Origin of the sequence: Acinetobacter sp. YH12236 (assembly GCF_013417645.1) — a bacterium.
Classification (GTDB): Bacteria; Pseudomonadota; Gammaproteobacteria; order Pseudomonadales; family Moraxellaceae; genus Acinetobacter.
On sequence record NZ_VPDM01000003.1, the window covers coordinates 1 to 22,046 of the forward strand.

17 protein-coding genes and 1 pseudogene are annotated in these 22,046 nt (G+C 40.9%); 6 read left to right on the top strand and 12 right to left on the bottom strand.

The features are described 5' to 3' along the window. Positions 1-172 precede the first annotated feature (172 nt). From FTV14_RS02225 to FTV14_RS02235, 3 genes are all read right to left on the bottom strand, one after another. On the bottom strand, positions 173-664 hold the full coding sequence (locus FTV14_RS02225; RefSeq protein ID WP_180053221.1) for a pyridoxamine 5'-phosphate oxidase family protein: 492 nt from the start codon (positions 662-664) through the stop codon (positions 173-175). 172 nt (positions 665-836) lie between these two features. Continuing rightward, entirely contained in the window at positions 837-1,274 is a 438-nt protein-coding gene (locus FTV14_RS02230; protein ID WP_125278624.1) for a hypothetical protein, read from the bottom strand. A gap of 263 nt (positions 1,275-1,537) precedes the next feature. Continuing rightward, positions 1,538-3,091, bottom strand: a complete 1,554-nt coding sequence (locus tag FTV14_RS02235) for a phospholipase D family protein (protein WP_166138148.1) — start codon at positions 3,089-3,091, stop codon at positions 1,538-1,540. Between the two features lie 120 nt (positions 3,092-3,211). Here FTV14_RS02235 and FTV14_RS02240 point away from each other — a divergent pair, with 120 nt between their 5' ends. The 5 genes from FTV14_RS02240 to FTV14_RS02260 all read left to right on the top strand — a co-directional run bounded on the left by FTV14_RS02240 (position 3,212) and on the right by FTV14_RS02260 (position 9,704). Continuing rightward, complete coding sequence (locus FTV14_RS02240) at positions 3,212-4,324, top strand: S-(hydroxymethyl)glutathione dehydrogenase/class III alcohol dehydrogenase (RefSeq protein ID WP_180053222.1); 1,113 nt, start codon at positions 3,212-3,214, stop codon at positions 4,322-4,324. Between the two features lie 230 nt (positions 4,325-4,554). Continuing rightward, complete coding sequence (locus FTV14_RS02245) at positions 4,555-5,079, top strand: hypothetical protein (RefSeq protein ID WP_180053223.1); 525 nt, start codon at positions 4,555-4,557, stop codon at positions 5,077-5,079. Between the two features lie 538 nt (positions 5,080-5,617). Further along, the gene (locus FTV14_RS02250) at positions 5,618-6,667 is read left to right on the top strand and encodes a 3-deoxy-7-phosphoheptulonate synthase (RefSeq protein WP_180011009.1); all 1,050 of its coding nucleotides are present in this window, start codon (positions 5,618-5,620) and stop codon (positions 6,665-6,667) included. 260 nt (positions 6,668-6,927) lie between these two features. Then, the gene (locus tag FTV14_RS02255; RefSeq protein WP_180053224.1) at positions 6,928-8,106 is read left to right on the top strand and encodes a PilT/PilU family type 4a pilus ATPase; all 1,179 of its coding nucleotides are present in this window, start codon (positions 6,928-6,930) and stop codon (positions 8,104-8,106) included. A gap of 401 nt (positions 8,107-8,507) precedes the next feature. Beyond that, entirely contained in the window at positions 8,508-9,704 is a 1,197-nt protein-coding gene (locus FTV14_RS02260) for a PilT/PilU family type 4a pilus ATPase (RefSeq protein WP_125278619.1), read from the top strand. A gap of 75 nt (positions 9,705-9,779) precedes the next feature. Here the strand turns inward: FTV14_RS02260 and FTV14_RS02265 are convergent, their stop codons facing one another. The 5 genes from FTV14_RS02265 to FTV14_RS02285 form a co-directional block, all read right to left on the bottom strand. Next, entirely contained in the window at positions 9,780-10,955 is a 1,176-nt protein-coding gene (locus FTV14_RS02265; RefSeq protein WP_180053225.1) for an MFS transporter, read from the bottom strand. Positions 10,956-11,207: 252 nt separating this feature from the next. Then, positions 11,208-11,582 carry a glycine cleavage system protein GcvH gene (gene gcvH, locus FTV14_RS02270; protein ID WP_104426083.1) on the bottom strand — a complete coding sequence of 125 codons (375 nt, stop codon included), beginning with the start codon at positions 11,580-11,582 and terminating at the stop codon, positions 11,208-11,210. Positions 11,583-11,664: 82 nt separating this feature from the next. Next, entirely contained in the window at positions 11,665-12,693 is a 1,029-nt protein-coding gene (locus FTV14_RS02275; RefSeq protein ID WP_104426084.1) for an AraC family transcriptional regulator, read from the bottom strand. Positions 12,694-13,067: 374 nt separating this feature from the next. Next, positions 13,068-14,924, bottom strand: a complete 1,857-nt coding sequence (locus FTV14_RS02280) for an ABC transporter ATP-binding protein (protein ID WP_179992608.1) — start codon at positions 14,922-14,924, stop codon at positions 13,068-13,070. A gap of 245 nt (positions 14,925-15,169) precedes the next feature. Continuing rightward, entirely contained in the window at positions 15,170-16,429 is a 1,260-nt protein-coding gene (locus tag FTV14_RS02285; protein WP_180053226.1) for a mechanosensitive ion channel family protein, read from the bottom strand. A gap of 407 nt (positions 16,430-16,836) precedes the next feature. Between FTV14_RS02285 and FTV14_RS16125 the strand changes: the two are divergent. Beyond that, positions 16,837-17,164, top strand: a pseudogene (locus FTV14_RS16125) (hypothetical protein). Positions 17,165-17,359: 195 nt separating this feature from the next. Here FTV14_RS16125 and FTV14_RS02290 read toward each other — a convergent pair. The 4 genes from FTV14_RS02290 to FTV14_RS02305 form a co-directional block, all read right to left on the bottom strand. Then, complete coding sequence (locus FTV14_RS02290) at positions 17,360-17,896, bottom strand: DUF2058 domain-containing protein (RefSeq protein ID WP_180053227.1); 537 nt, start codon at positions 17,894-17,896, stop codon at positions 17,360-17,362. Between the two features lie 15 nt (positions 17,897-17,911). Further along, a complete protein-coding gene (locus tag FTV14_RS02295; RefSeq protein ID WP_104426089.1) occupies positions 17,912-18,586 on the bottom strand; it encodes a YoaK family protein in 675 nt (224 codons plus the stop codon). Between the two features lie 42 nt (positions 18,587-18,628). Then, on the bottom strand, positions 18,629-19,825 hold the full coding sequence (gene sstT / locus FTV14_RS02300) for a serine/threonine transporter SstT (protein ID WP_004785593.1): 1,197 nt from the start codon (positions 19,823-19,825) through the stop codon (positions 18,629-18,631). 313 nt (positions 19,826-20,138) lie between these two features. Then, complete coding sequence (locus FTV14_RS02305; RefSeq protein ID WP_180053228.1) at positions 20,139-21,887, bottom strand: SulP family inorganic anion transporter; 1,749 nt, start codon at positions 21,885-21,887, stop codon at positions 20,139-20,141. Between the last annotated feature and the right edge of the window lie 159 nt (positions 21,888-22,046).

The window sequence follows — 22,046 nt, forward strand, 5'->3', positions numbered from 1 at the left end:
AAAATACAAAATAATTCGGTAATATGATCCATTGAGAAGCCTTGTTTTATAACATTTTGTCTTGAGAACCAATATGTTACAAAAACAGGGCTTTTTTTCTACTCTTTTTTTATATCGAACTCAGGTTAAATATTAAGTATATTTATGAAATAAGCTTATTTTTAGAAAGTATTTAAGTATTTTCTACCTGCATATTGGGATATTCGACCCAGCGAGAATCCTTAACTTTAATATCCCGAACATGATGAAAGCTGGACCAGATCAGTTTGCTACCTTTACTCCATTTTAATGTAGAGATACGAGATTCAACTTTCTCAATCTCTTCCGCTGTTGCAGGACGTAAAGAGCCAATCTCTGCATATAAACGTACACCGGGATAATGCTTAAATTTTCCCTTGAACATGGAACTTAACCAGAACAGTTTGCTGCTATTCACAGCCTGAATGCAGGCAAGTGGCTGATGCTGTAAATTTTCAGAGAAGGTGGTGGAGTAAGTATCAAAAAAGAAACCTGTACTAGACTGCTGATCCAGAAAGACAGTTCCGATCGGAGTAATACTAGGAAAGCCTTGGGGATTGACGGTTGCGATCGAACAATGCATTGCTGCACGCTGCGCATCTGCAACAACTTGACGGATATTTTGCCATTCAGAAGGGGAAATCATGATGTTTTCTCTTTATTATTTTAATCAAGCTTAATCTGTATGTCTAAAATAGGCATTGCCATAAAAATATTCAGGCAAGGGCAATTTAACCAATTAAATATATTAGGTAAATTCCCTGTAAACGAAAAAGAGCCGATATGGCTCTTTCAAATTTTAGAAATGGAAAAATGAATTAACCATCATATTCCACATAATCCCACAGGTTTAAGCGCGCTTTAATTTCTTTGCGGATATTCGGCAACATCGGGAGTAATGTCCCGTCAATCCATAAACTTAAAGCTTGTGCAGAAATCAGTTGCTGTTGTTCATCGACCAGTTGCGCGCCTTTAACCATCACCAGTGTTTCTTCAGAAGCTTCGGTTTCAACACCTTTGAATAGCACCTGTAATTCATAACCGGTATCCTGAATCAGCCATTCCAGTTCGACCTGGATATTCTGATTAGATTTAAGTACGACCTGACCTTCGACCAAGTCCGAATCAGACAGGCAGTCATGTTCAACCCGTATTTTGGCTAAAAACCATTCTTGTTGAGACAGATCCTGCAAGGTCTTAACAGGGGTGAGAATATCACTGAGTTTAAACTGACGACTTAAATCAAAAAATTGCATGGGAGTGGAAAGCGAAAATTCGCAAAATACTGGAAAAGTGTAATTTTAGAGCAATCAACGGAATAGGTAAAACCTTTGTAGGTATTGATCTGATTAATATATAAGAAATAAGCTGAAAAATATAAGTATAAAAACCCGATTTAGAGATTTAGTCAATTTTATATTGTTCAGCTTATCACCAATAAAGATTTAAAATATCCAAAGCCAACTATCAATTAAGGAAAAATCACATTAAATGTAATTTTATTGCAATGTATCTGTCATTACATTAACCATTCTCCCGGGAATTTTGTTGCCAGATTCATCATATAACGCTGGAACTGTGTCGTTTCAGGGTCATGATTATGCTGAATGACTGAACCATTTTTTTGGTGTTCCAGCCAAATGATCTCACCCTCTTTATCTAACTTCAGTTGATAAGCCATTCTGGGTAAATACTGGTTTAAGGACTTAGTAATTTCATCTTGAAGTTGATCGGATTCAATCACCAGACCGACTTCAGTGTTTAAATAGGCAGAGCGTGGATCAAAGTTAAAGGAACCAATAAATACCATGCCATCCAGATCAAAGAATTTGGCATGTAAACTGGAACTGTTCTTATTTTTGGCCGGAATAATATTACCGGTCATAATTTCATACCAGGTCCGTTTTGGCCGTTCAATATAAGGTTTGAATTCCCAGAGCTCGATTCCATTCTTGAGCAGCTGTTTACGGTATTGCTGATAATAGGCATGAACCAAAGCAACATCATTTGCTTGGAAAGAATTGGTTAAAATTCTGATTTTGACACCCTGTTGGGAACGTTTACTTAAATAATCCGCACCTTCCTGAGTAGGAATGAAATAAGAAGAAACCAATTCCAGGTGGTCTTTGGGTTCACCCATGAGTTCCAGCATATGGGTATAAATATAATCGCCATTCTGGGCGCTACGACGAACCTTGGAAGGGGCATCGGCAACAAAATAGGCATTTCCCCATTTGATCGGGCGCTTTCTCAGTTGTTCATCAATCTGCTGCTCCGCAATACCGACTCGGCGTTTCAATTCATTTTTATCGACTTCATCTTCTTTAAATTCAGTTCTTAGTCGTTTTAAAAGTTGTGGATTACCCGAATCATTTAGAACTTGTCGGATATCATAGCTTAGATCATCGTTCCAGAATTTGATAAAGGTTTGATTCGCATCGTGTGCTGGCTTTCCGGCAAAGAAAATATCAACATCGCTAAACTGAAAATCCTTACTGGCATCAAAATATTCACTACTGATATTCCGACCACCTGTGACCGCTGCCGTACCATCCGCAATAATCAGTTTGTTATGCATACGCGGATTAATATATTTCATACGGAATCCGTAATCCAGGGCACGCAATTGACGGAATTTATAAGGATTAAATAGTCGGACTTCGAAATTAGGATGCTGGGCTAAGGCCAGCAACTTATCATCCAGTTGAGTCCCGTTCTGGTCATCAATCTGAACCCGAACCTTCACCCCACGGTCTGCGGCTTTTAATAATTGGGAGAGGATCATGTTGCCAATATAGTCATCTTTCCAGATGTAATATTGCAGGTCGAGATGGTATTTGGCTTGATTAATCAGATATAACCTTGCCGCCATACTCATAAAACCGTCATATAAAGGCAGATAAGCCGTTTTCCCTTCCTGAATCTGTGGCAGTTGTTCCTCTCTGATCCAGTGGGTCGATTGTACTGGAGTAATAGCTTCTTCTTTTGCTGTATTGGGAGCTAATTCACAGCCAGAAATAGTCAGGCTAAAAACAAAAATACTTAAACATGTAATTGACGAGGGCTTAGTCATTGATGTTCCATTAGTTATAGGGGTTTTATTCCTCAACTTGTGATGTTAATGGTTGAATCTCCGAATAGAAAGAGGTTACTGTTAACCATCTGTAAATCAGTAATAAAAGGATCGTTTTACATGAAATCACGTGCAGCGGTTGCATTTGGCCCAGGTCAGCCATTAGAAATTGTGGAAGTAGATGTTGCTCCACCAAAAGCAGGTGAAGTACTGGTAAAAATTAGCCATACTGGCGTATGTCATACCGATGCATTTACCTTGTCTGGTGATGATCCGGAAGGCGTATTTCCAGCCATTTTAGGCCATGAAGGCGCGGGTGTGGTCGTTGAGGTAGGTGAAGGCGTGACGAGTCTGAAACCGGGTGATCATGTGATTCCACTTTACACAGCAGAATGTGGTGAATGTCTGTTCTGTAAATCGGGTAAGACCAACCTGTGTGTAGCGGTTCGTGCGACTCAGGGTAAAGGTGTAATGCCAGATGGAACTACCCGTTTTTCTTATAATGGCCAGCCGATTTATCATTATATGGGCTGTTCAACGTTCTCTGAATATACAGTCGTTGCAGAAGTTTCTCTGGCGAAAATTAACCCTGAAGCTAACCATGAGCAAGTGTGTTTATTGGGCTGTGGCGTGACTACCGGTATTGGTGCAGTACATAACACTGCTAAAGTACAGGAAGGCGATAGCGTCGCTGTATTTGGCTTAGGCGGTATTGGTCTTGCAGTTGTACAAGGTGCTCGCCAAGCCAAAGCCGGCCGTATTATTGCCGTGGATACCAATCCAGATAAATTCGAACTGGCTAAACAGTTTGGCGCTACTGATTTTGTGAATCCAAAAGACTATGATAAGCCAATTCAGCAAGTGATTGTGGAAATGACCGGTTGGGGCGTAGACCACTCTTTTGAATGTATTGGTAATGTCGACGTAATGCGTTCAGCACTAGAATGTGCACACCGTGGCTGGGGTCAGTCTGTGATTATTGGCGTAGCAGGTGCAGGTAAAGAAATCTCAACTCGTCCATTCCAGCTAGTCACAGGCCGTAAATGGATGGGTACGGCATTTGGTGGTGTTAAAGGCCGTTCTCAATTACCGGGCATGGTTGAACAGGCCATGAAAGGTGAAATTCAGTTAGAACCATTTGTGACACATAAGATGCCATTAGAACAGATCAATGAAGCCTTTGATCTGATGCATGAAGGCAAATCGATCCGTAGCGTGATTCATTTTGATTAAAATGATTTAGCGATTTAAACTTCATAAAGGCCGGTAAACACCGGCCTTTTATTTTAATAATTAAAATATATCAGATACATTTGCCTATCAAAGCACCACAGAGCTTTACCTAAAAAACACAAGGCTTCTAAGGTCATTACATGCCAGATGCTTATAGTGAATAGAAGCGTATCGATAGACGCGATTAAAACCATGTTTAAGAATCATTTTAAAGAATAAGGATAAGCTCTATGTCGAATGATAGATTTGATCGTATTAAAAATTCTCCTAAAGATGTCCGTGATGATTTAAATGCCGATCCAATTAGCGGCGAGCCAGGTGCACATCCTATTGGTACAGGCGTAGGTGCCGCCGGTGGTGCAGCTGCAGGTGCAGCGGTCGGTGCAGCAGGCGGTCCTGTTGGTGCAGCAGTAGGCGGTGTTGTGGGGGCAGTGGTCGGTGGTCTCGCAGGTAAAGGCGTAGGCGAAGCTGTGAACCCGACTGAAGAAGCAGCTTTCTGGCGAGATAATGCTGTTGAAACCCCTTATTATTCAGATGCCCGTACCACGTATAGCGATTTAGATTACGATCGTGACTATGATGCGGCCTATCGTGTCGGTTATGAAAACCGTGGGGCATATGATGCTAATACCCGTTTTGAAGACGTAGAAAGCGATCTGAAAGTAAAATGGGAGCAAGTAAAAGGCCAGTCACGTCTGAACTGGGAACAGGCAAAATTTGCAGTACGTGATGCATGGAATCGCGTAACCCGTTAATTGCAAATGCCAAAACCAAGATCTAATATGCTCTTGGTTTTAAGGAAATGGGCAAAGTCTGCTGACCGTCACGACTTTGTCCATTATTAATATCTGAAAGGTTAGAATTCTAGGGCGATAAGTAAAAGTATAAATACTGATAAATATTTTTTTATATTTACTACTTGTCAAAACTGGATAGAGCGCGTATTTTAATTTCAGATTCACATTTTTATGAAAGACATAAACATGTTAAAGCAACCTATCATTTCAAACGCTTATTTTTATTTCTGGCAGTTTAGATAATTGCCTGAATGCGTTTGGGCAATAAAAAGGTTGCCCACCAGTTAATACCTGATCGGCAACCCTGATCAGGTTTTTTTATGCATGTGATTTAACAATTTTTTGGAGACAGCCATGACAAACTTTAACTATTCATACTTTAGCAACTTTTATTGGTCTTACTTTAGCCAGCTAATGACGCTTTCGACATCTTCGATTAGACCCATAACGCTCAAATAAAAGTTTGGACTGATTGCCAGTCCCAGGATTTAAAGTCATGAATATTGCACATACATCACAACAACATCAAACAGAAACCATTTTAGCTTTACCACAGCAGCTTAAGCAGCAATTGCCACTGTCTCCGCAATTGGCTGTACAAGTCGCTGAACAGCGTCAAATTATTCAAAATATTTTAGAGGGTAAAGATCACCGTTTAATGGTGATTACCGGACCATGTTCCATTCATGATGAAGCTTCCGCACTGGAATATGCAGAAAAATTAAAACAGCTTCAGGAACAGGTTTCTGATCAAATTTTCCTGGTTATGCGGGCCTATATTGAAAAACCACGTACCACCGTAGGCTGGAAAGGCTTCCTGTATGACCCAGAACTCGATGGCTCATCCAATATGCAATTGGGTCTGGAAAAATCTCGTGCACTGTACCTAAAACTGATTGGCATGAGCCTGCCGATTGCCTCAGAGATCTTAAGTCCAATGGCAACGGCGTATTTCGATGATCTATTGGCCTGGGGTGCGATTGGCGCGCGTACCAGTGAATCACAAATTCACCGTGAAATTTCCAGCCATATGCCGTACAGCATCGGTTTCAAAAATGGGACAGATGGTTCGATTCAAATTGCTCTTGATGCTATTCAGTCAGCTTCCAATCCACATCAGTTCATGGGCATGAGCCAATCGGGTCTGCCGTGTATCCTGAGCTCAAAAGGGAATCCAAAAGCACATTTGATCCTGCGTGGTTCAAATAGTGGTCCGAACTACCAGTTGTCTGAAATTGAAAAAATTAAAGCGAAACACTCAACCGATTTGCCGGCCCTGGTTATTGATTGCAGTCATGGCAATAGTTCAAAAAACCCAATGCTACAACCTGAAGTGCTGGAGCAGATCGTCGCTGAACGTTTGCACAGCAATGTGCGGGGTGTAATGCTCGAAAGTCATCTGGTCGATGGCAATCAGAAAATCTCTGAAGATATGGTTTACGGCCAGTCAGTGACTGATGGATGTCTGGGCTGGACAAAAACCGAGCAATTATTGTTAAATATGGCTGATTCACTGCGATGCGAAAGTTTAAAGCGTAGCGCTTAAACTCACGATCTTATCTTTCCTCAATTCGTTGAGGAAAGATATTATGATCGGATATGGTTGTTCAGAAGTATTTTTCTAAATGCTGAAAGCAACAATTCGATATTTTGAAAATTAAAACAATGAGTATTAAAACGATTTTAAAAAATTCATAAAAAATAATTAATTTAAAAAAATAAACAATAACAATAACAATAATTATTAGAGGTCAGCCTGATACTGTTTTTAAACAGCGGATGAGTAATGATCCCGGGAAGCTTGCTATGTATACAACTGAATTACTCGATGAAGCACGTAAATTTATGCACCATATGCTGACCAAAGTCGTGGAATATGGTGGTTCCGATCTTTTTATTACAGCTGATTTCCCGCCCAGTATCAAACAGCAAGGGTTAATGAAACCGTTTGGCCAGCAGAAACTCACAGCCGATAAGACCCGTTTGTTTGCTTATGCCTTGATGAACGAGCGACAGATTCAGGAATTTGAATCGGTGATGGAATGCAATTTTAGTATTAGCATCCCGGGCGTGTCGCGTTTCCGGGTTAATGTCTTCCAGCAACAGCACAATGTAGGCATGGTGATTCGGGTCATTACGACAGATATTCCAAGCTTTGAGCAGTTAGGCTTACCAGCTTCATTGCAACAGGTCATCATGCAGAAACGTGGTTTGGTGCTGGTAGTTGGTGCAACGGGTGTCGGGAAATCGACTACATTGGCAGCCATGATTGATTATCGTAATACGCATACTGAAGGGCATATTATTACGATCGAAGACCCGGTGGAATATGTCTATCAGCATAAAAACTCGATGATCACCCAGCGTGAAATTGGTGTAGATTGCGTTTCCTGGCACAATGCACTGATTAATACCATGCGGCAGGCACCTGACGTTATCGTGATTGGCGAAATCAGGGATACAGACAGTATGGAGCATGCAATTGCCTTTGCTGAATCTGGCCATTTATGTCTTGCAACACTCCATTCTAATAATGCCGATCAGGCACTGGACCGGATTATTAACTTCTTTCCAGAAGAACGCCGTAATCAGTTACTGCTAGATTTATCAGCTAATATCAAAGCCGTGATTTCTCAGCGGCTAATTCGCACTGAAGATGGTAAAGGTCGTCGGGCTGCGGTAGAAATTCTGCAAAATACCCCTTTAGTTTCTGACCTGATTCGTAAAGGTGAATTCCATGAACTTAAAACGATTATGGCTCGTTCGCGGGAACTGGGCATGCAAACCTTTGATCAGGCATTATTTGATTTATATAACCAAGGCATTATTTCTTATGAAGAAGCCTTGCGTAATGCAGACTCCAGCAATGAATTACGTTTGCAAATCAAGCTGAAGAGCAGTCGTATTAATCCTGTTTTACAGGCAGAAAATGCACAGATTTCACTTCTGGAACAGTCCAGATCGCGTGTACTTTCTCCTGATTAATCTTTTTTTTAATAAACAGATTACTATTCAGCTCAATAGAACTGAGTCATAAATCTTCTTTAATGGTGGCTTTTAAGCAAGGCAGCTTTCAGCCACCTATCTAATTTTTTAATTTTATCCTTACTTACCTGGTGAATTCAGTTTCACCATCTTGCATTTATCCTGAATATGATCTTGTTCATCGTAATATTCTTTTAAAATGAAGTAGTTTTTAAAATGCAAATTTTGCCTAGTTAATTGATATTTTGTTGAACTTCATCACATAATATTCCAAAAATATTTTCTTTATAAATCAAATCTGTTTGAGGCTTTAAAAAAAACGCTGCACAATAAAAATCAAATGATATTGGCATGAATCAAGCATTTAAATTCATGTAATTGTGTATTTCCAGGGGAAGAGAATGTTCACGGCAGAACTGTTGGACGAAGCAAAAAAATTCATGCATCACATGCTGACCAAAGTAGTGGAATATGGGGGCTCAGACTTATTTATTACCGCAGATTTTCCACCGAGTATTAAACATCAGGGCTTAATGAAGCCCTTTGGACAACAAATTCTTACTGCTGAAAAAACCAAACTGTTTGCTTATAGCTTGATGAATGATAAACAGCGTCAAGAGTTTGAAGCTGAACTAGAATGTAACTTCGCGATTACTGTACCGGGTGTATCGCGCTTCCGGGTAAATGTTTTTGTACAACAGCTTCAGGTCGGGATGGTAATCCGGACCATTACGGCAGAAATTCCAAATTTCCAGAAACTGAAATTACCAGAATCATTGAAACACGTGATTATGGAAAAACGCGGTCTGGTACTGGTTGTAGGAGGAACGGGTTCAGGTAAATCGACCTCTCTGGCAGCGATGATTGACTACCGCAATGAAAATTCGGCGGGGCATATCATTACCGTGGAAGATCCGGTGGAATATGTACATAAACACAAGAAATCCATGATTACTCACCGTGAAGTTGGAGTCGATTGCCATTCCTGGCACAATGCGCTGAAAAATACCTTGCGTCAGGCCCCCGATGTAATTCTGATCGGTGAGATTCGGGATACCGAAACCATGGAACACGCAATTGCCTTTGCTGAAACCGGACATTTATGTCTGGGTACACTGCATTCCAATAATGCTAACCAGACTTTGGACCGGATTATTAACTTCTTCCCGGAAGAACGCCGTAATCAGTTATTAATGGATTTATCTTCGAATATGAAGGCGATTATTTCCCAGCGTCTGATTCGTACTCAGGATGGAAAAGGGCGTCGGGCTGCAATTGAAATCATGTTAAATACACCTTTGATTTCTGATCTGATTCTAAAAGGTGAGTTTCATGAGCTGAAAGCCATTATGGGCAAATCTCGTGAACTGGGCATGCAGACTTTCGATCAGGCCTTATTTGACCTGTATAACGAGGGTGCGATTTCTTATGAGGAAGCATTGCGTAATGCTGATTCGACTAATGAATTACGTTTACAGATCAAGCTGAAAAGCAACCGCCAGGATAATCCTGCTGCTGGAGAAGCAACACAATTCACGATGATGCAAGAACCGAAAGCTGAAGAAAAAGAACAGGAAAATACTTCAGCATCTGAATAAATACATCTTCGTGTCAGAATTAAAACAGGCAGTTCATCTGCCTGTTTTTTTATTATATTTAGATATTAACTTGTATTAGGCAGTCTTAACTTGAACGACCAGTTTAAAGTAAACAATACTGCATAAGGTGAGTAAACTACAGAGAATAAAGGCGAACTGATAACTATAAGTCGCAATAAGCGCCCCAATCAGTAGCGAACCGACCGCAATTCCTACATCATAGAAGGTATAAAAGGTCGAAGTAGCATAACCAATCCGGTGTTTCGGTGCACGTTGAATGGCCAGTGTTTGAATGCAAGGTTGTGCGCTGCCAAAACCGACACCAATCAATACCGCAGCCAGTAAGAATCCCCACAAAGTCTGAATCTGACTGAGTAAAAAAAGTCCTAAACTAAATACTAAGAGCGCAGGATAAATTACATATTGTGGGCCTTTACGATCATAAATTTTTCCGGTAATTGGACGCAAACTCATCATGGAAATGGCAAATACAACAAAGAATAAACTGGCATAAGCCATCAGATTTTTACTGGCAGCAAAAGGCGCAATAAAAGACATGATGCTGGCGTAAGAGAAGGAAATCAGAGCAGCCAGAACAGCAACAGGCAGCGCTTTCTTTTCTACAACATCAGACAACGCCAGTCCTTTTTTCTCAGGAATAGTTTGAATGATGTTCTCAGTCTCCTTGACCGGAATCATTAAGCAGAAAGCAAATCCGATAAAAACTAATGCAATCAGCAATGTTGTGATCTGAAAATAAGACCAGTATTCAATCAGACTTAAGCCAATCAATGGTCCTAGAACAATACCCAGATTGACTGACATAACGTAATAGCCCATGCCTTCGCCTTTACGCTGCTCTGGAATAAACTGATTCACCACAGGAACACAGACGGTAGTCAAAATACTAAACCAGATCCCATGCAAAAAACGGATGATAAATAAGGTCGTCAGCTGATCGGCAAGCAAGTAGGCTAGGGAAAATAGACTGAAAAAGATTCCAGAAACAATCAAGGTTTTACGGATACCCAATTTCTCAATAATCAGGCCGCTAAATGGTCGTACAGCAATCGCTGAAATCATGAACAAGGTCATGGCCAGACCAGCTTGGGCTAAGTTTCCACCTAATTCTTTCAGGATATAAATCGGTAAAATCGTGGTTTGTGCAAAATAGAAAATAAATAAAAACAGGTTATTGGCCAGACACAGCACAAAAGGCTTGGTCCATAAAAGCAATAGATTGGATTTCATAATTTTCCTAAATTGATCTATAGGGAAATGCTGCGATGAGCATGAATATTATTTTTATAAAGCAGCCTGAGCTATCTGATGCGAGTGATAGCAGGTACAGCAAAGACTTTAAGAAAAATGTGTGAAAAATACAATAAAATTCCGATATAAATACATTGTATTTGATGGTGAGCTTTAAATACGAAGTTTTCAATGCGTAAAAAAATCAGCCCGCAGGCTGATTCTTATTTTTCCATACTAAATCAAAGTAGCTTATAGGCCAGCTTCATATTCTGTATTAGACAATAGCTTTTCTACATCTGCCATATTGTCCGGTTTGATTTTATAGATCCAGCCTTTGCCATACGGGTCATCATTAATGAAGTCAGGATCATCTTCAAGCGCAGCATTGATTTCAACCACTGTACCAGAGACAGGTGCATGAATATCAGAAGCAGTTTTCACTGATTCAACCACGCCAGCCTGTTCGCCCGCAGTAATATGTGAGTCAAGATCTGGTGCTTCTACATAAACCAGATCACCTAATGCATCCTGTGCATGGTCGGAAATACCGGTCACAACAAGATCACCCTCAATGCGTACCCATTCATGCGTACTTGCGTACTTTAATTCTGAAGGATGATTCATTGATAACTCCCTAAAAATCTTAAGATCATTTTTGATATGTTTTATACATTCTTTTTGGCCAAAACAAAAGGTTTATCCGTGCTTATAAATAAGGATCTTTACGCCAGTTGCTCGGGCTACGACCACTCCAGCGCTTAAACGCCCGACTAAAATTGGCCACATCACTATAGCCAAGTTCATCAGCGATCTGCTCCAGAGTAAAGTCTGTACGGGATAATAAGGAAGTGGCATGCCGGTAGCGCACTTCATCCACCAGCGTTGAAAAAGAAGTACCTTCAGCGGCCAACTGACGCTTTAAGGTTCGATCCGACATATGCAGCCGTTCAGCTACGCTTTCAATACTCAGATAATGCTGTTCGGAATGAGTCAGAATATCCCGTACCCGCATGGCAATCCGGTGCCGTTCACCAAGTGCCGATAATTCAGCTTCACACTGGTTAATCGCAATCTGGCTAGCAATTGGATCAGCGTGTACCAACTTGTTCATCAGGTAGCTTTTATCAAAGCTTAAAATTAAATGCGGCTGTTCAAAACGGAACTGATGCGTAGGAAATTTCGCCATGAAGCGCTCAAAACCTTCCGGTTTTTTGAAATCAAAGTCGATTTCACCGGTTGCATCGTTAACCCCGGTAATGGCTTTGGCCATACTGATCAGGCCAATCATCAGGGCAATTGAAATTTCGGTGCGAAGCGGTTCCAGCTGAATATCAGTTTGCAACTGTACGGTTGCCTTAGCGCCAAAGGTCGAGAAAAATAGCTGCAGGAAGGGTAAACGTAACTGAATGAATCGGTTCGCTAGCACCAGAGCTTCGGTAATATTATTCGCCGTCATGATGGCATAACCGATAAAGCCATGAATCGAAATCCGCATCTGGGTACCTAAGTGATAACCCAGTGTCGGTTCACCAGTGAGCTTCAGGGCATGCTTGACCAGTTCATTGGCCACAGGGGTCGGAATACGGTAATCAGGATCTGCCAACTGTTCACTGGTCAGGCCAAAAGGCTTAAAAAGCGACTCATTATTATACCCCCAGCGGGAAATGACATCGAGAAGCAAGAGACCGTATACACCTGGAATACCTTGGTCTTGGCGTGGAGCTATTGTTTTCATGCGCGATCCGTTGCACTCATTCAAATTTTTTTATTTTCACTTCATATTGGCATGAAAAAGCCATTTTCTTGATAAAAATTGTTGGACAAAGCTGTGGCAATTTCCACAAGCAGATTTTAATCAACTTAAAGCAGAGTAGCTCAACTTAAAGTTGGAAATCAATGTAAACCAGAGATATTTTAGGGATTTAATTTAAAGCCTACAGATTTCTATTAATTCAGAATAGGGCTGTTTTTTGAATAATCTGGAATTTAAAAATGCTTGTGGAATAGTTGATATTCCCATAAAAGCAAACCGAAGCATGGCTATTCAAGTGACTCAAATAGAATGCTTCGGTTTCTGTTGTAGAGCTTAGCTACTACTGGATAGAGCGATTATGCTTCGTGTAAGTTATCAGTTTTGGCATGTTGCTGTACCAAGAACCCGCCGGTTTGACGCTGCCATAGCTGCGCATAGATTCCGTTTAAGGCCACCAGTTCATCATGCGTACCTTGCTCGGCAATTTTACCTTGATCCATCACAATCAGACGATCCATCTGCGCAATGGTAGAAAGACGATGCGCAATGGCAATAACCGTTTTACCTTGCATCAAATCATCCAGACTATTCTGAATAGCCGCTTCAACCTCAGAATCCAGAGCACTGGTGGCTTCATCCAGAATCAGAATCGGCGCATCTTTCAAGAATACCCGGGAAATGGCAATACGTTGGCGCTGTCCACCAGAAAGCTTCACGCCACGTTCACCTACATAGGCGTCATAGCCTCTACGGCCACGCAAATCAGTCAGATTCGGAATAAATTCTTCTGCTTTGGCCTTGCGTACAGCTTCAAACATCTCTTCATCAGTTGCATCCGGACGACCGTATTTGATATTTTCAGCTACGGTACGATGCAGCAAAGACGTATCCTGAGTGACCAGCGCAATATTTTTACGCAAACTGTCCTGAGTGACATCGGCAATATCCTGATCATCAATCAGAATACGGCCCTGATTCAGATGATAGAAATGCAATAGCAATTGAATCAGGGTCGATTTACCAGCTCCAGAACGCCCCACGATGCCAATTTTTTCACCCGGACGAATGGTCAGATTAAACTGGTCAATCACCGGTTTTTCATTATAGGCAAAAGTGACATTATCGAATTTAATCTCACCGTGTTTCAGTTCCAGTTCTTTCGCATCTTCTTTGTCTTGAATATTGATCCGACGACCCAGAGTTTTCATCCCATCTTGAATGGTACCGACATTTTCAAACAGGGCAGAGGTCTGCCACATCATAAACTCAGCAATACTATTCAGCTTTAATACCATTGCTGTAGTGGCTGCAATAATCCCGAGCTGCGCCTGACCTTGCATCCAGAGCCAGATCGCAGTTCCCAGCACACCTGCATACAGCACAACGCTCAGCATCAGAATGCTGATTTCGTATTGAGCGCCCAGCCGCATTTGCTTATACACCGTAACCATAAATTCCTGCATAGAGGATTTGGCATACTGGCTTTCACGACCCGCATGCGCAAACAATTTTACGGTCTGAATATTGGTATAGGCATCAGTCACACGTCCGGTCATGACTGCACGCGCATCCGCTTGTAAGGACGAAATCTTGCTTAGTCTTGGAATGAAATAGCAAGCAGCACAAATAAACAAGAATAGCCAGACCATAAGCGGCAAGATAAGTAAGGGTGAAATGGCACCCAAAACAATATTAATTGTGACGAAATAAATCAGCACATAAGCCAACATATCGCCCAAAATGACCCAGAATTCCCGGATCGCCAGCGCCGTTTGCATGACTTTGGCCGATAAACGTCCGGCAAAATCATTATGGAAGAAGTCCAAACTCTGTTTGAGCAATAAATTATGGAAGCGCCAACGCAGACGCATCGGGAAATTACTGTATAAAATCTGATGCTTGATCAGGGACTGGGCACTGGCAAACAGGATATTGGCCAGCAAGATAATACTCAATAAGGTCAGGTTGCTGGCATGTTGATCTAAAAAAGTCTCTGGCTGACTTTGACTCAACCAGTTCACCAGATCACCAATTTTTGAATACAGTAAGGCCTCAAAACTGGCTGCACCTGCGGTACACAATACTAGAATCAGCAAATAACGGCGTACCCCATAAGCTGCCTGCCAGACAAAGGGGAAAAACCTGGTGGGTAAAGGTTGATTCAGGTTTTTGGTGGGATAGGGATCTACCAGCCGTTCAAGCCATCGAAACATTCACGTACTCTTATCATGTATTTTCTTTGCGGAAATTATAAAGGATTCTGCTTTTTGAAGTCTGAATTTGAGTGAAATTGCCACAAATGTTTAACTAAATCAAACTTTAGGTTGCAGAGCAGAAACTCATGCCAGATTTATACCAAATAATATGAAGACTAAAAATAAGAGATTGAATTCATTTTAAATACTGAATAAAAAGCCCGAAATAAGAGATTATTTCGGGCTTAAGTTGAGAGGTTAGTTTAAGTGATAATCGGAGATGAAGAACTCGTGTTAAAAGATTCCTTAAAATCACTTCCAGAAGGCGCCTGATATACCTTCAAGCCAAATTCCGGAATAATCGCCAGAATATGATCCATGATATCTGACTGGATATTTTCATACTCTGCCCAAACTGTTGTATTGGTGAAAGCATAAATTTCCAGTGGTAAACCTTCGCTGGTCGGTTGTAATTGACGCACCATCAATGAGAAATCTTTGGCAATACCCGGATGCTGTTGCAGATAAAATTCCAGATAAGCGCGGAACGTTCCTAAATTGGTCAGACGGCGCTGGTTGTATTGTGAATGATGCTGGAGCTGCTGGTTAAACTTCTCTAGTTCTTCTGATTTGGTATTCAGATATTGATCCAGCAGGATAAAATTTTTCAGCTTGTTCTGTTCTTCAGCCGTCATGAAATGTACGCTGGTTTGATCAATATGAATTGAACGTTTGATCCGGCGGGCACCCGCTTCCTGCATGCCGCGCCAGTTTTTAAAGGTATCAGTCACCAGTTTATTGGTCGGAATCGTGGTCACAGTCTTGTCAAAGTTCTGCACAGTCACTGTATGTAATGACATATCAATGACATCACCATCGGCATTTAGGGTCGGCATTTCAATCCAGTCACCAATACGTACCATGTCATAAGATGAAATCTGAACCGAAGCCACCAGTGACAGAATCGTATTTTGAAAGACCAGCATCAGGACAGCGGCCATCGCACCAAAGCCAGCGAGCAAGGTGAATACATCTTTTTTCAGGAAAGTGCCTAAAATCATCAAGCCACAAACAATGAAGATGATCAGCTTGACCAGCTGTAAATAACCTTTAATCGGCTTGTTGCGTGACTTGGGATTACGCTGATAAATCAGGTTAAAGATATTCAGTAACTCACCGAGTGCCAGAGCAATGGTCAGGAAAATAAACGCCTGAGCACCCATTTGCACAAAGGTTTGCACCTTATCGGATAAATGCGGGACAGTGGTAATCCCGTTCATGATCACGATTGCCGGAACAATATTGGAAATCCGGCGAATCACACTATGTTCAGCAAAAATCTGATTATTGGCAAAGGGCATTTTGGAAATCAGTTGACGAATACCGCGTACGACAATCTGTTTGGCAAACACATTGGCAAGGATGGCCAGTAAAATCACAATACTCAGTGAAGATAACATTTCCAGCCATGGGTACTGATCGGCCCAATCTCGAATATTCTGAATAAAATTAAACTGTTCCAACTGATCTTTCTCTTTAACTCAAAAAATTTGTTAGAGTTTATAGGTTTAAACGCAATTTTTTAATCTTGGATAACCTTTTAAAACATATCTTTCTTAGAGGAGGCGAACTTAATCACTATTCAGGCATTTATTTTTTCCTTCAGGATAATTCAGATTAAATAGATCAATGAAAATTGATTGGTTAATGGCTAGGAAATGTGAAAAATCGATAGAACAGCCTAACTTGGTATTCCTATGCTTCTTTTTAAACTTTAAAAAATTAAAAAAGGTCAGAGTGAATTAAAGAATTTGGTATAGCGTTTATTATGTTAGTTCAACATAACTTAATGTTTATTTTACATTTTATATACTTACTTTTTTTAGGGGATAGTGCTAGGATTAAAATCATATAATCTTAATCATTAAAAATGAAAAATCTTCAAATAGTTATAGCACAAGCTTACATTCCTATGAACTGGAACATATTGAGCAATCAATAAGCCATGAAATTAATAACACTATATTAGAGATAGTGGTTAATGATGAATCTTTTGAAAAAATTGATTGTTACTTGTATTCAAAAAAAGATACGAAAAAATTCTTAAAAGCTCTATACATTATGTAATAGCACTCTTAGAAAGAGCAAAGTATAGGGTAGAAAAAGCTCAGCAAAATAACGTGAGTCCTTTGCATATCTGCTTATACGTGATTAAGAAAATTGAGGGATTTATTGAATATTTACAGACTAAATTTTAGTTATTAGCGCTTTCATTTAAAGCCTGTTATATGAAATCTTAAGTTTCCAAATAGGATTTGAATTGAGTGAAATTTGCTATCTATTAAAACAAGAATATGCAAAAGGCAAGCTGACATAGACTTAATGAAACAGATTAAAAAAACCGGCAAATATGCCGGTTTTTTATTTATGCTTTCCTTTTAAGGAAAATGTGCTTACCACATTAAATCATCAGGAATCACATAAGCTGCATATGGATCTTCTTCATCAGTAGTTTCTTCATTTTTCTCTGAATTATTCACGATGATAAAGCCTTCCATTTTTGAATTGATGCGATCCGCCAGAGCTTTAGGCAGGAAGGCATAACTCTCATTTTCACGTGCAATCACCAGACTGCCAGCGACCAGTGCATTATAAATCTGCTGGTTGATATAAACTTTCTTGATCTTGCTGTCATCAATAAACTGATAACTAATTTCGCCATCCGTATCGCGGATTTTATGCTGATTAATCATCTGCATGATGGCAGCTTTGAGTCCTTTTTCCTGCAACTGGGCTTTTTTCGCTTGTTCAATGGCTTGGTCTTTAGCCAGCTTTTCCTGTTTGTCCTGTTCAATCTTGGCCTTGATTTCGGCTTCTTTACTGTCACCTGTGCGTTTTTCATGTACAGCCTGTTTAGACAGTTTGTTGGCTTTTTTATTATCGACCAAGCCTGCCTTTATCAATTGTGCCTGTAATGCATTTTTAACCATGAGAATTTCCAGAAATTAGTCGTGTTGATGTCGATAACGTAAATAGATCACCCAATAGGTCAGGCTAAGCAGCAGGCTTAACACTGTAGGGACCAGGAATGCATTTAATTTTAAATAAGGATAAATCCAGCTGGCAAGTATGCCACCCACCAAAAAGCCGGCCAGAATCAGCATATGCAGGATCACTTTACGAGATTCTACTACCAGACCACGCAGGCGATAGCCCATAGCCAGACCTAAATCGGTCAGTACACCAGACAAATGGGTGGTCCGGATAATCGCACCTTTATAGTGGCTGACCATGGCATTTTGTACACCCATCGCGACACAGGCCCATAACAAGGCATAACGCGGGAAATAGGGCAATAACAGCCAGCAAATGAATATAAAAAAAGCCACTAGGCTTAAAGGATAACCATACAGGCGTCCCAAGCGAAAGTGACTATTTCCTAAAATCAGCCCGCTATACATCGAGCCAATCACATAACAGAGCGTAACCAGAATCAGATACAAAATCTGGCGTGGTTGCCAGTCCAGCAGCGCCATCGCCAGCATACTGACGTTACCGGTCATATGTGAAACGGACTGATGCAACACGGTCACCAGTCCTAATACATTAATCATTCCGGCATTTACCGCAAGGAAGAATGCACCCAATTGAACCCACGATGGTAAACGCTGTAATGGCATGGCAATATCATTAGAAAAACATCTTGATTCTTCAATATAAAATCAATCTGTAGCGCGGTCTACTGCTGTTGTAAATAAAACATCGGTAGATGAGTTGAGTGCAGTCTCGGTAGAGTCCTGCAATACACTGATCACCATACCAATTGCCACCACTTGCATTGCGATATCTGAAGAAATCCCGAACAGGCCACAAGCCACGGGAATTAGCAATAGTGAACCACCAGCCACACCTGAAGCACCACACGCAGACACAGTCGCTACGATAGAAAGAATTAGCATAGTAGTGAAGTCAACATTAACACCTAAAGTATTTACTGCAGCTAAAGACAACACGGTAATCGTCACTGATGCGCCGGCCATGTTAATTGCTGCACCTAAAGGAATCGCTACGCTTGAAGTAGTCTCTTTCACACCTAAGCGTTTTGCCAAGTCCAGGTTTACTGGAATATTGGCAGCAGAACTGCGGGTAAAGAACGCAGTAATGCCACTTTCACGTAAGCAGGTAAAGACCAGTGGATACGGATTACGACGGGTAATGAAACCGACCATTAACGGGTTAATCACCAAGGCTACAAATACCATGGTACCCAGCAGAACAGCTAATAAATGCGCATAGCTGGTCAAGGTATCTAGGCCCGCTTCAGCAAAAGTCACGGCAACCAGACCAAAAATACCCACTGGCGCAAAGCTGATCACCAGACGAATTACATAATTGATTGCATTGGCAGCGTCATTTAAACAGGTTTTAGTTGTGTGTGATGCATGACGGAAGGCAATTCCTAACGCAATTGACCATGCCAGAATTCCAATAAAATTCGCTTCAGCAATGGCAACCACCGGGTTCGCTACAAAGCTCAGCACCAGATTTTTGAGAATTTCACCTAGGCTGCCTGGTGGCTGTAAATCACCTTGCGCTGCAATATCCAGAAATAATGTGCTTGGAAATAAAATACTGGCGATGACAGCGCTTAGTGCTGCCAGGAACATGCCGACAGCATACATCAGCATAATAGGTCTTATCGTTGAATTGGTCTGGCCAACCTGGAAATTTGCGATTGATGCAAGAACCAGAATGAAAACCAGAACTGGCGCGACGGATTTTAGTGCCTTAATAAAAAGATCGCCCAATAGGCTTAAGGAAGGTGCAGCTTCAGGAAATAACAGAGCCACACCAACGCCTAGAATAATGGCGATGATGATTCGGGAGACTAAACTCAGACGCGATAGGGCAGAAAACATAAGGTTGCCTTGTGAAAATTACGAGGGCTAAATGCGAAAAAAATTTGCGTTATTTTATACTTAAATTAAGGATCGCTTAAAATATATTTTTAGATAATATTTAAATATCTGAAAATTAATAAATAATTAAGATGATTTTTTATCTTGATCGTATTATTTCCATACAAAATTCTTAGAAATAGCCAGATTCAATGATCGGTTTTTAATCTTTATTTTTTAGATGAATATAAAATTTAAATCAATCATTTCCAGTTATATTTCAGTTCAATTCTTTGCATGACAGCATGTTTATCATGCAAAGAATTGAAAAATCTTAAATCATATAATGCTGAGGCTTCTCGAAGATTTCCGGAGCCAGATCCTGAATTGCCTGAAAATGGGTCAGATAAATCTGTCCACTCAAATGTGTCATTAGTTTGGAGGCCTGCAAGCGGTCGAATACCGGGCCTTTCACTTCTGCAAAGTGCAGTCGAATATTCAGTTTAGACAATTCAGCATTGAGTTCTTCCAGCGTTTCCAAAGCACTCAAGTCAATCGCACTGATACTGGAGCAGTTCAAAATCACATGCTCTAACTTGTCATTTAAACTTAACTGATTAATCAGATAACCTTTTAAGGTATGTGCATTTAAAAAACTTAGGTTTTCATCTATACGCAGAGACAAAACCCGATCAGAGGTCATCACCTGATGACGCTGGATATTTCGGAAATGCTGGGTGCCTTCGACCAGACCCACGACTGCAATATGAGGACGGCTGATGCGCCATAGCATAAGAATAAAGGTCGAAATAATCCCGACAATCAAGCCAGTGGTGATATCCAGTAATACCACGCCAAAAAAGGTAATCCACATGGCAATGCCGTCAGCTTTGGAATAACGCCAGGCATCGACAAAAGGCTGGAAATTGACCAGTTTCCAGATAGACACAATAATGGTTGCAGCCAGAATGGTCAGCGGCAGATCCTCAAAAAAGCTGGTAAAGAACAGACTAACCACGACAATCAATAAAGAAGACAAAACACCAGCCAAAGGTGTTTTGGCACCAGCGTCAGCATTAACCACCGTACGTGACAGGCTGCCGGTTACAGGAAAGGCGGAGCTGATTCCGGCACTGATATTGGCTACACCGAGCGCAATTAATTCCTGGTTACTGTTTAAATTGCTACGCTGCTGTAGCGCCGTTGCCTGAGCAATAGAGAGAGATTCTACAAAACTGATCATGGCAATCATGCTGGCACCCGGTAATAAGGTCATCACCAGCTCCCAGTTCCAGTGTGGGAAAGACAAGGGCGGAAAGCCAGAAGGAATTTCACCGACCGTTTTAATGCCTTGAACTTTTAAGTCTAAAAACAGAACGGCTGCAATACCGAGAAAAACCAGAATCAGTGGAACTGCTCGAACCAGAAAATCAGTCGAACCGATCCGGCTTTGTACTGCTTGAGATTTTAATAGTTTCGGCAGATAAACCAGTAAACCGATAGAAAGCAGGCCAAAGATCAGACTCGGGAGATGCAAAAGTGGTAAATATTCAATCAGGCTTTTCACCAGCTCGGGAATATTATTGGCTTTTAAAGGTAAATCCACCAGAAACTTGAACTGACCAAAAGCAATCAATAGAGCCGAAGCAATAATAAAACTCTGAATGACCGGATGGCTGATCAGCTGAATTAAAAAGCCGAAACGGAATACACCTAAAAGCAGGGAAATAATGCCGACCATCAATGCCAATAAAGTTGCCGCTTCAATATAGACCGGAGAACCCACTTCAAATAATGGATTCAGTGTGGCAAAGGTCATCATGGAAATGATGGCTACTGGTCCAATCGATAAGGTCGTACTGCCGCCCAATAAGGCATAAATGATCATTGGTAGAATACTGGCATAGAGTCCCATAATCGGTGGCAAACCTGCCAGCATGGCATAGGCCATCCCTTGGGGTACCAGCATCGCGACGACAATCAGGGCAGCCAGTACATCTGATTTTAATTTCACTGGGCTGTACTGACTTAACCATGACCAGGCAGGGAGTCTATTGAGCAGTCTAGACTTAAAATTTGGCATATACAGGTCTAAATCACAAATATAGATATATTATGCACAAATTCTGCTAAGAAGTCTTAGGATATAAATAGGTGATCATTCACATTTTAAAAAATGAATGAGGGGACAAAGGATCAAGGCAAAAGACTTAAAACTCTCAGTAAAGAAAATTTAAATCAG

Excerpts from the sequence above, each read along its gene's own strand:
- FTV14_RS02290 (WP_180053227.1), bottom strand. The coding sequence starts at position 17,896 with ATGGTTAAAAATGCATTACAGGCACAATTGATAAAGGCAGGCTTGGTC.
- FTV14_RS02240 (WP_180053222.1), top strand. The coding sequence starts at position 3,212 with ATGAAATCACGTGCAGCGGTTGCATTTGGCCCAGGTCAGCCATTAGAA.
- FTV14_RS02225 (WP_180053221.1), bottom strand. The coding sequence starts at position 664 with ATGATTTCCCCTTCTGAATGGCAAAATATCCGTCAAGTTGTTGCAGAT.
- FTV14_RS02275 (WP_104426084.1), bottom strand. The coding sequence starts at position 12,693 with ATGAAAACAATAGCTCCACGCCAAGACCAAGGTATTCCAGGTGTATAC.
- FTV14_RS02265 (WP_180053225.1), bottom strand. The coding sequence starts at position 10,955 with ATGAAATCCAATCTATTGCTTTTATGGACCAAGCCTTTTGTGCTGTGT.
- FTV14_RS02280 (WP_179992608.1), bottom strand. The coding sequence starts at position 14,924 with ATGTTTCGATGGCTTGAACGGCTGGTAGATCCCTATCCCACCAAAAAC.
- FTV14_RS02230 (WP_125278624.1), bottom strand. The coding sequence starts at position 1,274 with ATGCAATTTTTTGATTTAAGTCGTCAGTTTAAACTCAGTGATATTCTC.
- FTV14_RS02235 (WP_166138148.1), bottom strand. The coding sequence starts at position 3,091 with ATGACTAAGCCCTCGTCAATTACATGTTTAAGTATTTTTGTTTTTAGC.
- FTV14_RS02260 (WP_125278619.1), top strand. The coding sequence starts at position 8,508 with ATGTTCACGGCAGAACTGTTGGACGAAGCAAAAAAATTCATGCATCAC.
- gcvH (WP_104426083.1), bottom strand. The coding sequence starts at position 11,582 with ATGAATCATCCTTCAGAATTAAAGTACGCAAGTACGCATGAATGGGTA.
- FTV14_RS02295 (WP_104426089.1), bottom strand. The coding sequence starts at position 18,586 with ATGCCATTACAGCGTTTACCATCGTGGGTTCAATTGGGTGCATTCTTC.
- FTV14_RS02250 (WP_180011009.1), top strand. The coding sequence starts at position 5,618 with ATGAATATTGCACATACATCACAACAACATCAAACAGAAACCATTTTA.
- FTV14_RS02255 (WP_180053224.1), top strand. The coding sequence starts at position 6,928 with ATGTATACAACTGAATTACTCGATGAAGCACGTAAATTTATGCACCAT.
- FTV14_RS02245 (WP_180053223.1), top strand. The coding sequence starts at position 4,555 with ATGTCGAATGATAGATTTGATCGTATTAAAAATTCTCCTAAAGATGTC.
- FTV14_RS02305 (WP_180053228.1), bottom strand. The coding sequence starts at position 21,887 with ATGCCAAATTTTAAGTCTAGACTGCTCAATAGACTCCCTGCCTGGTCA.
- sstT (WP_004785593.1), bottom strand. The coding sequence starts at position 19,825 with ATGTTTTCTGCCCTATCGCGTCTGAGTTTAGTCTCCCGAATCATCATC.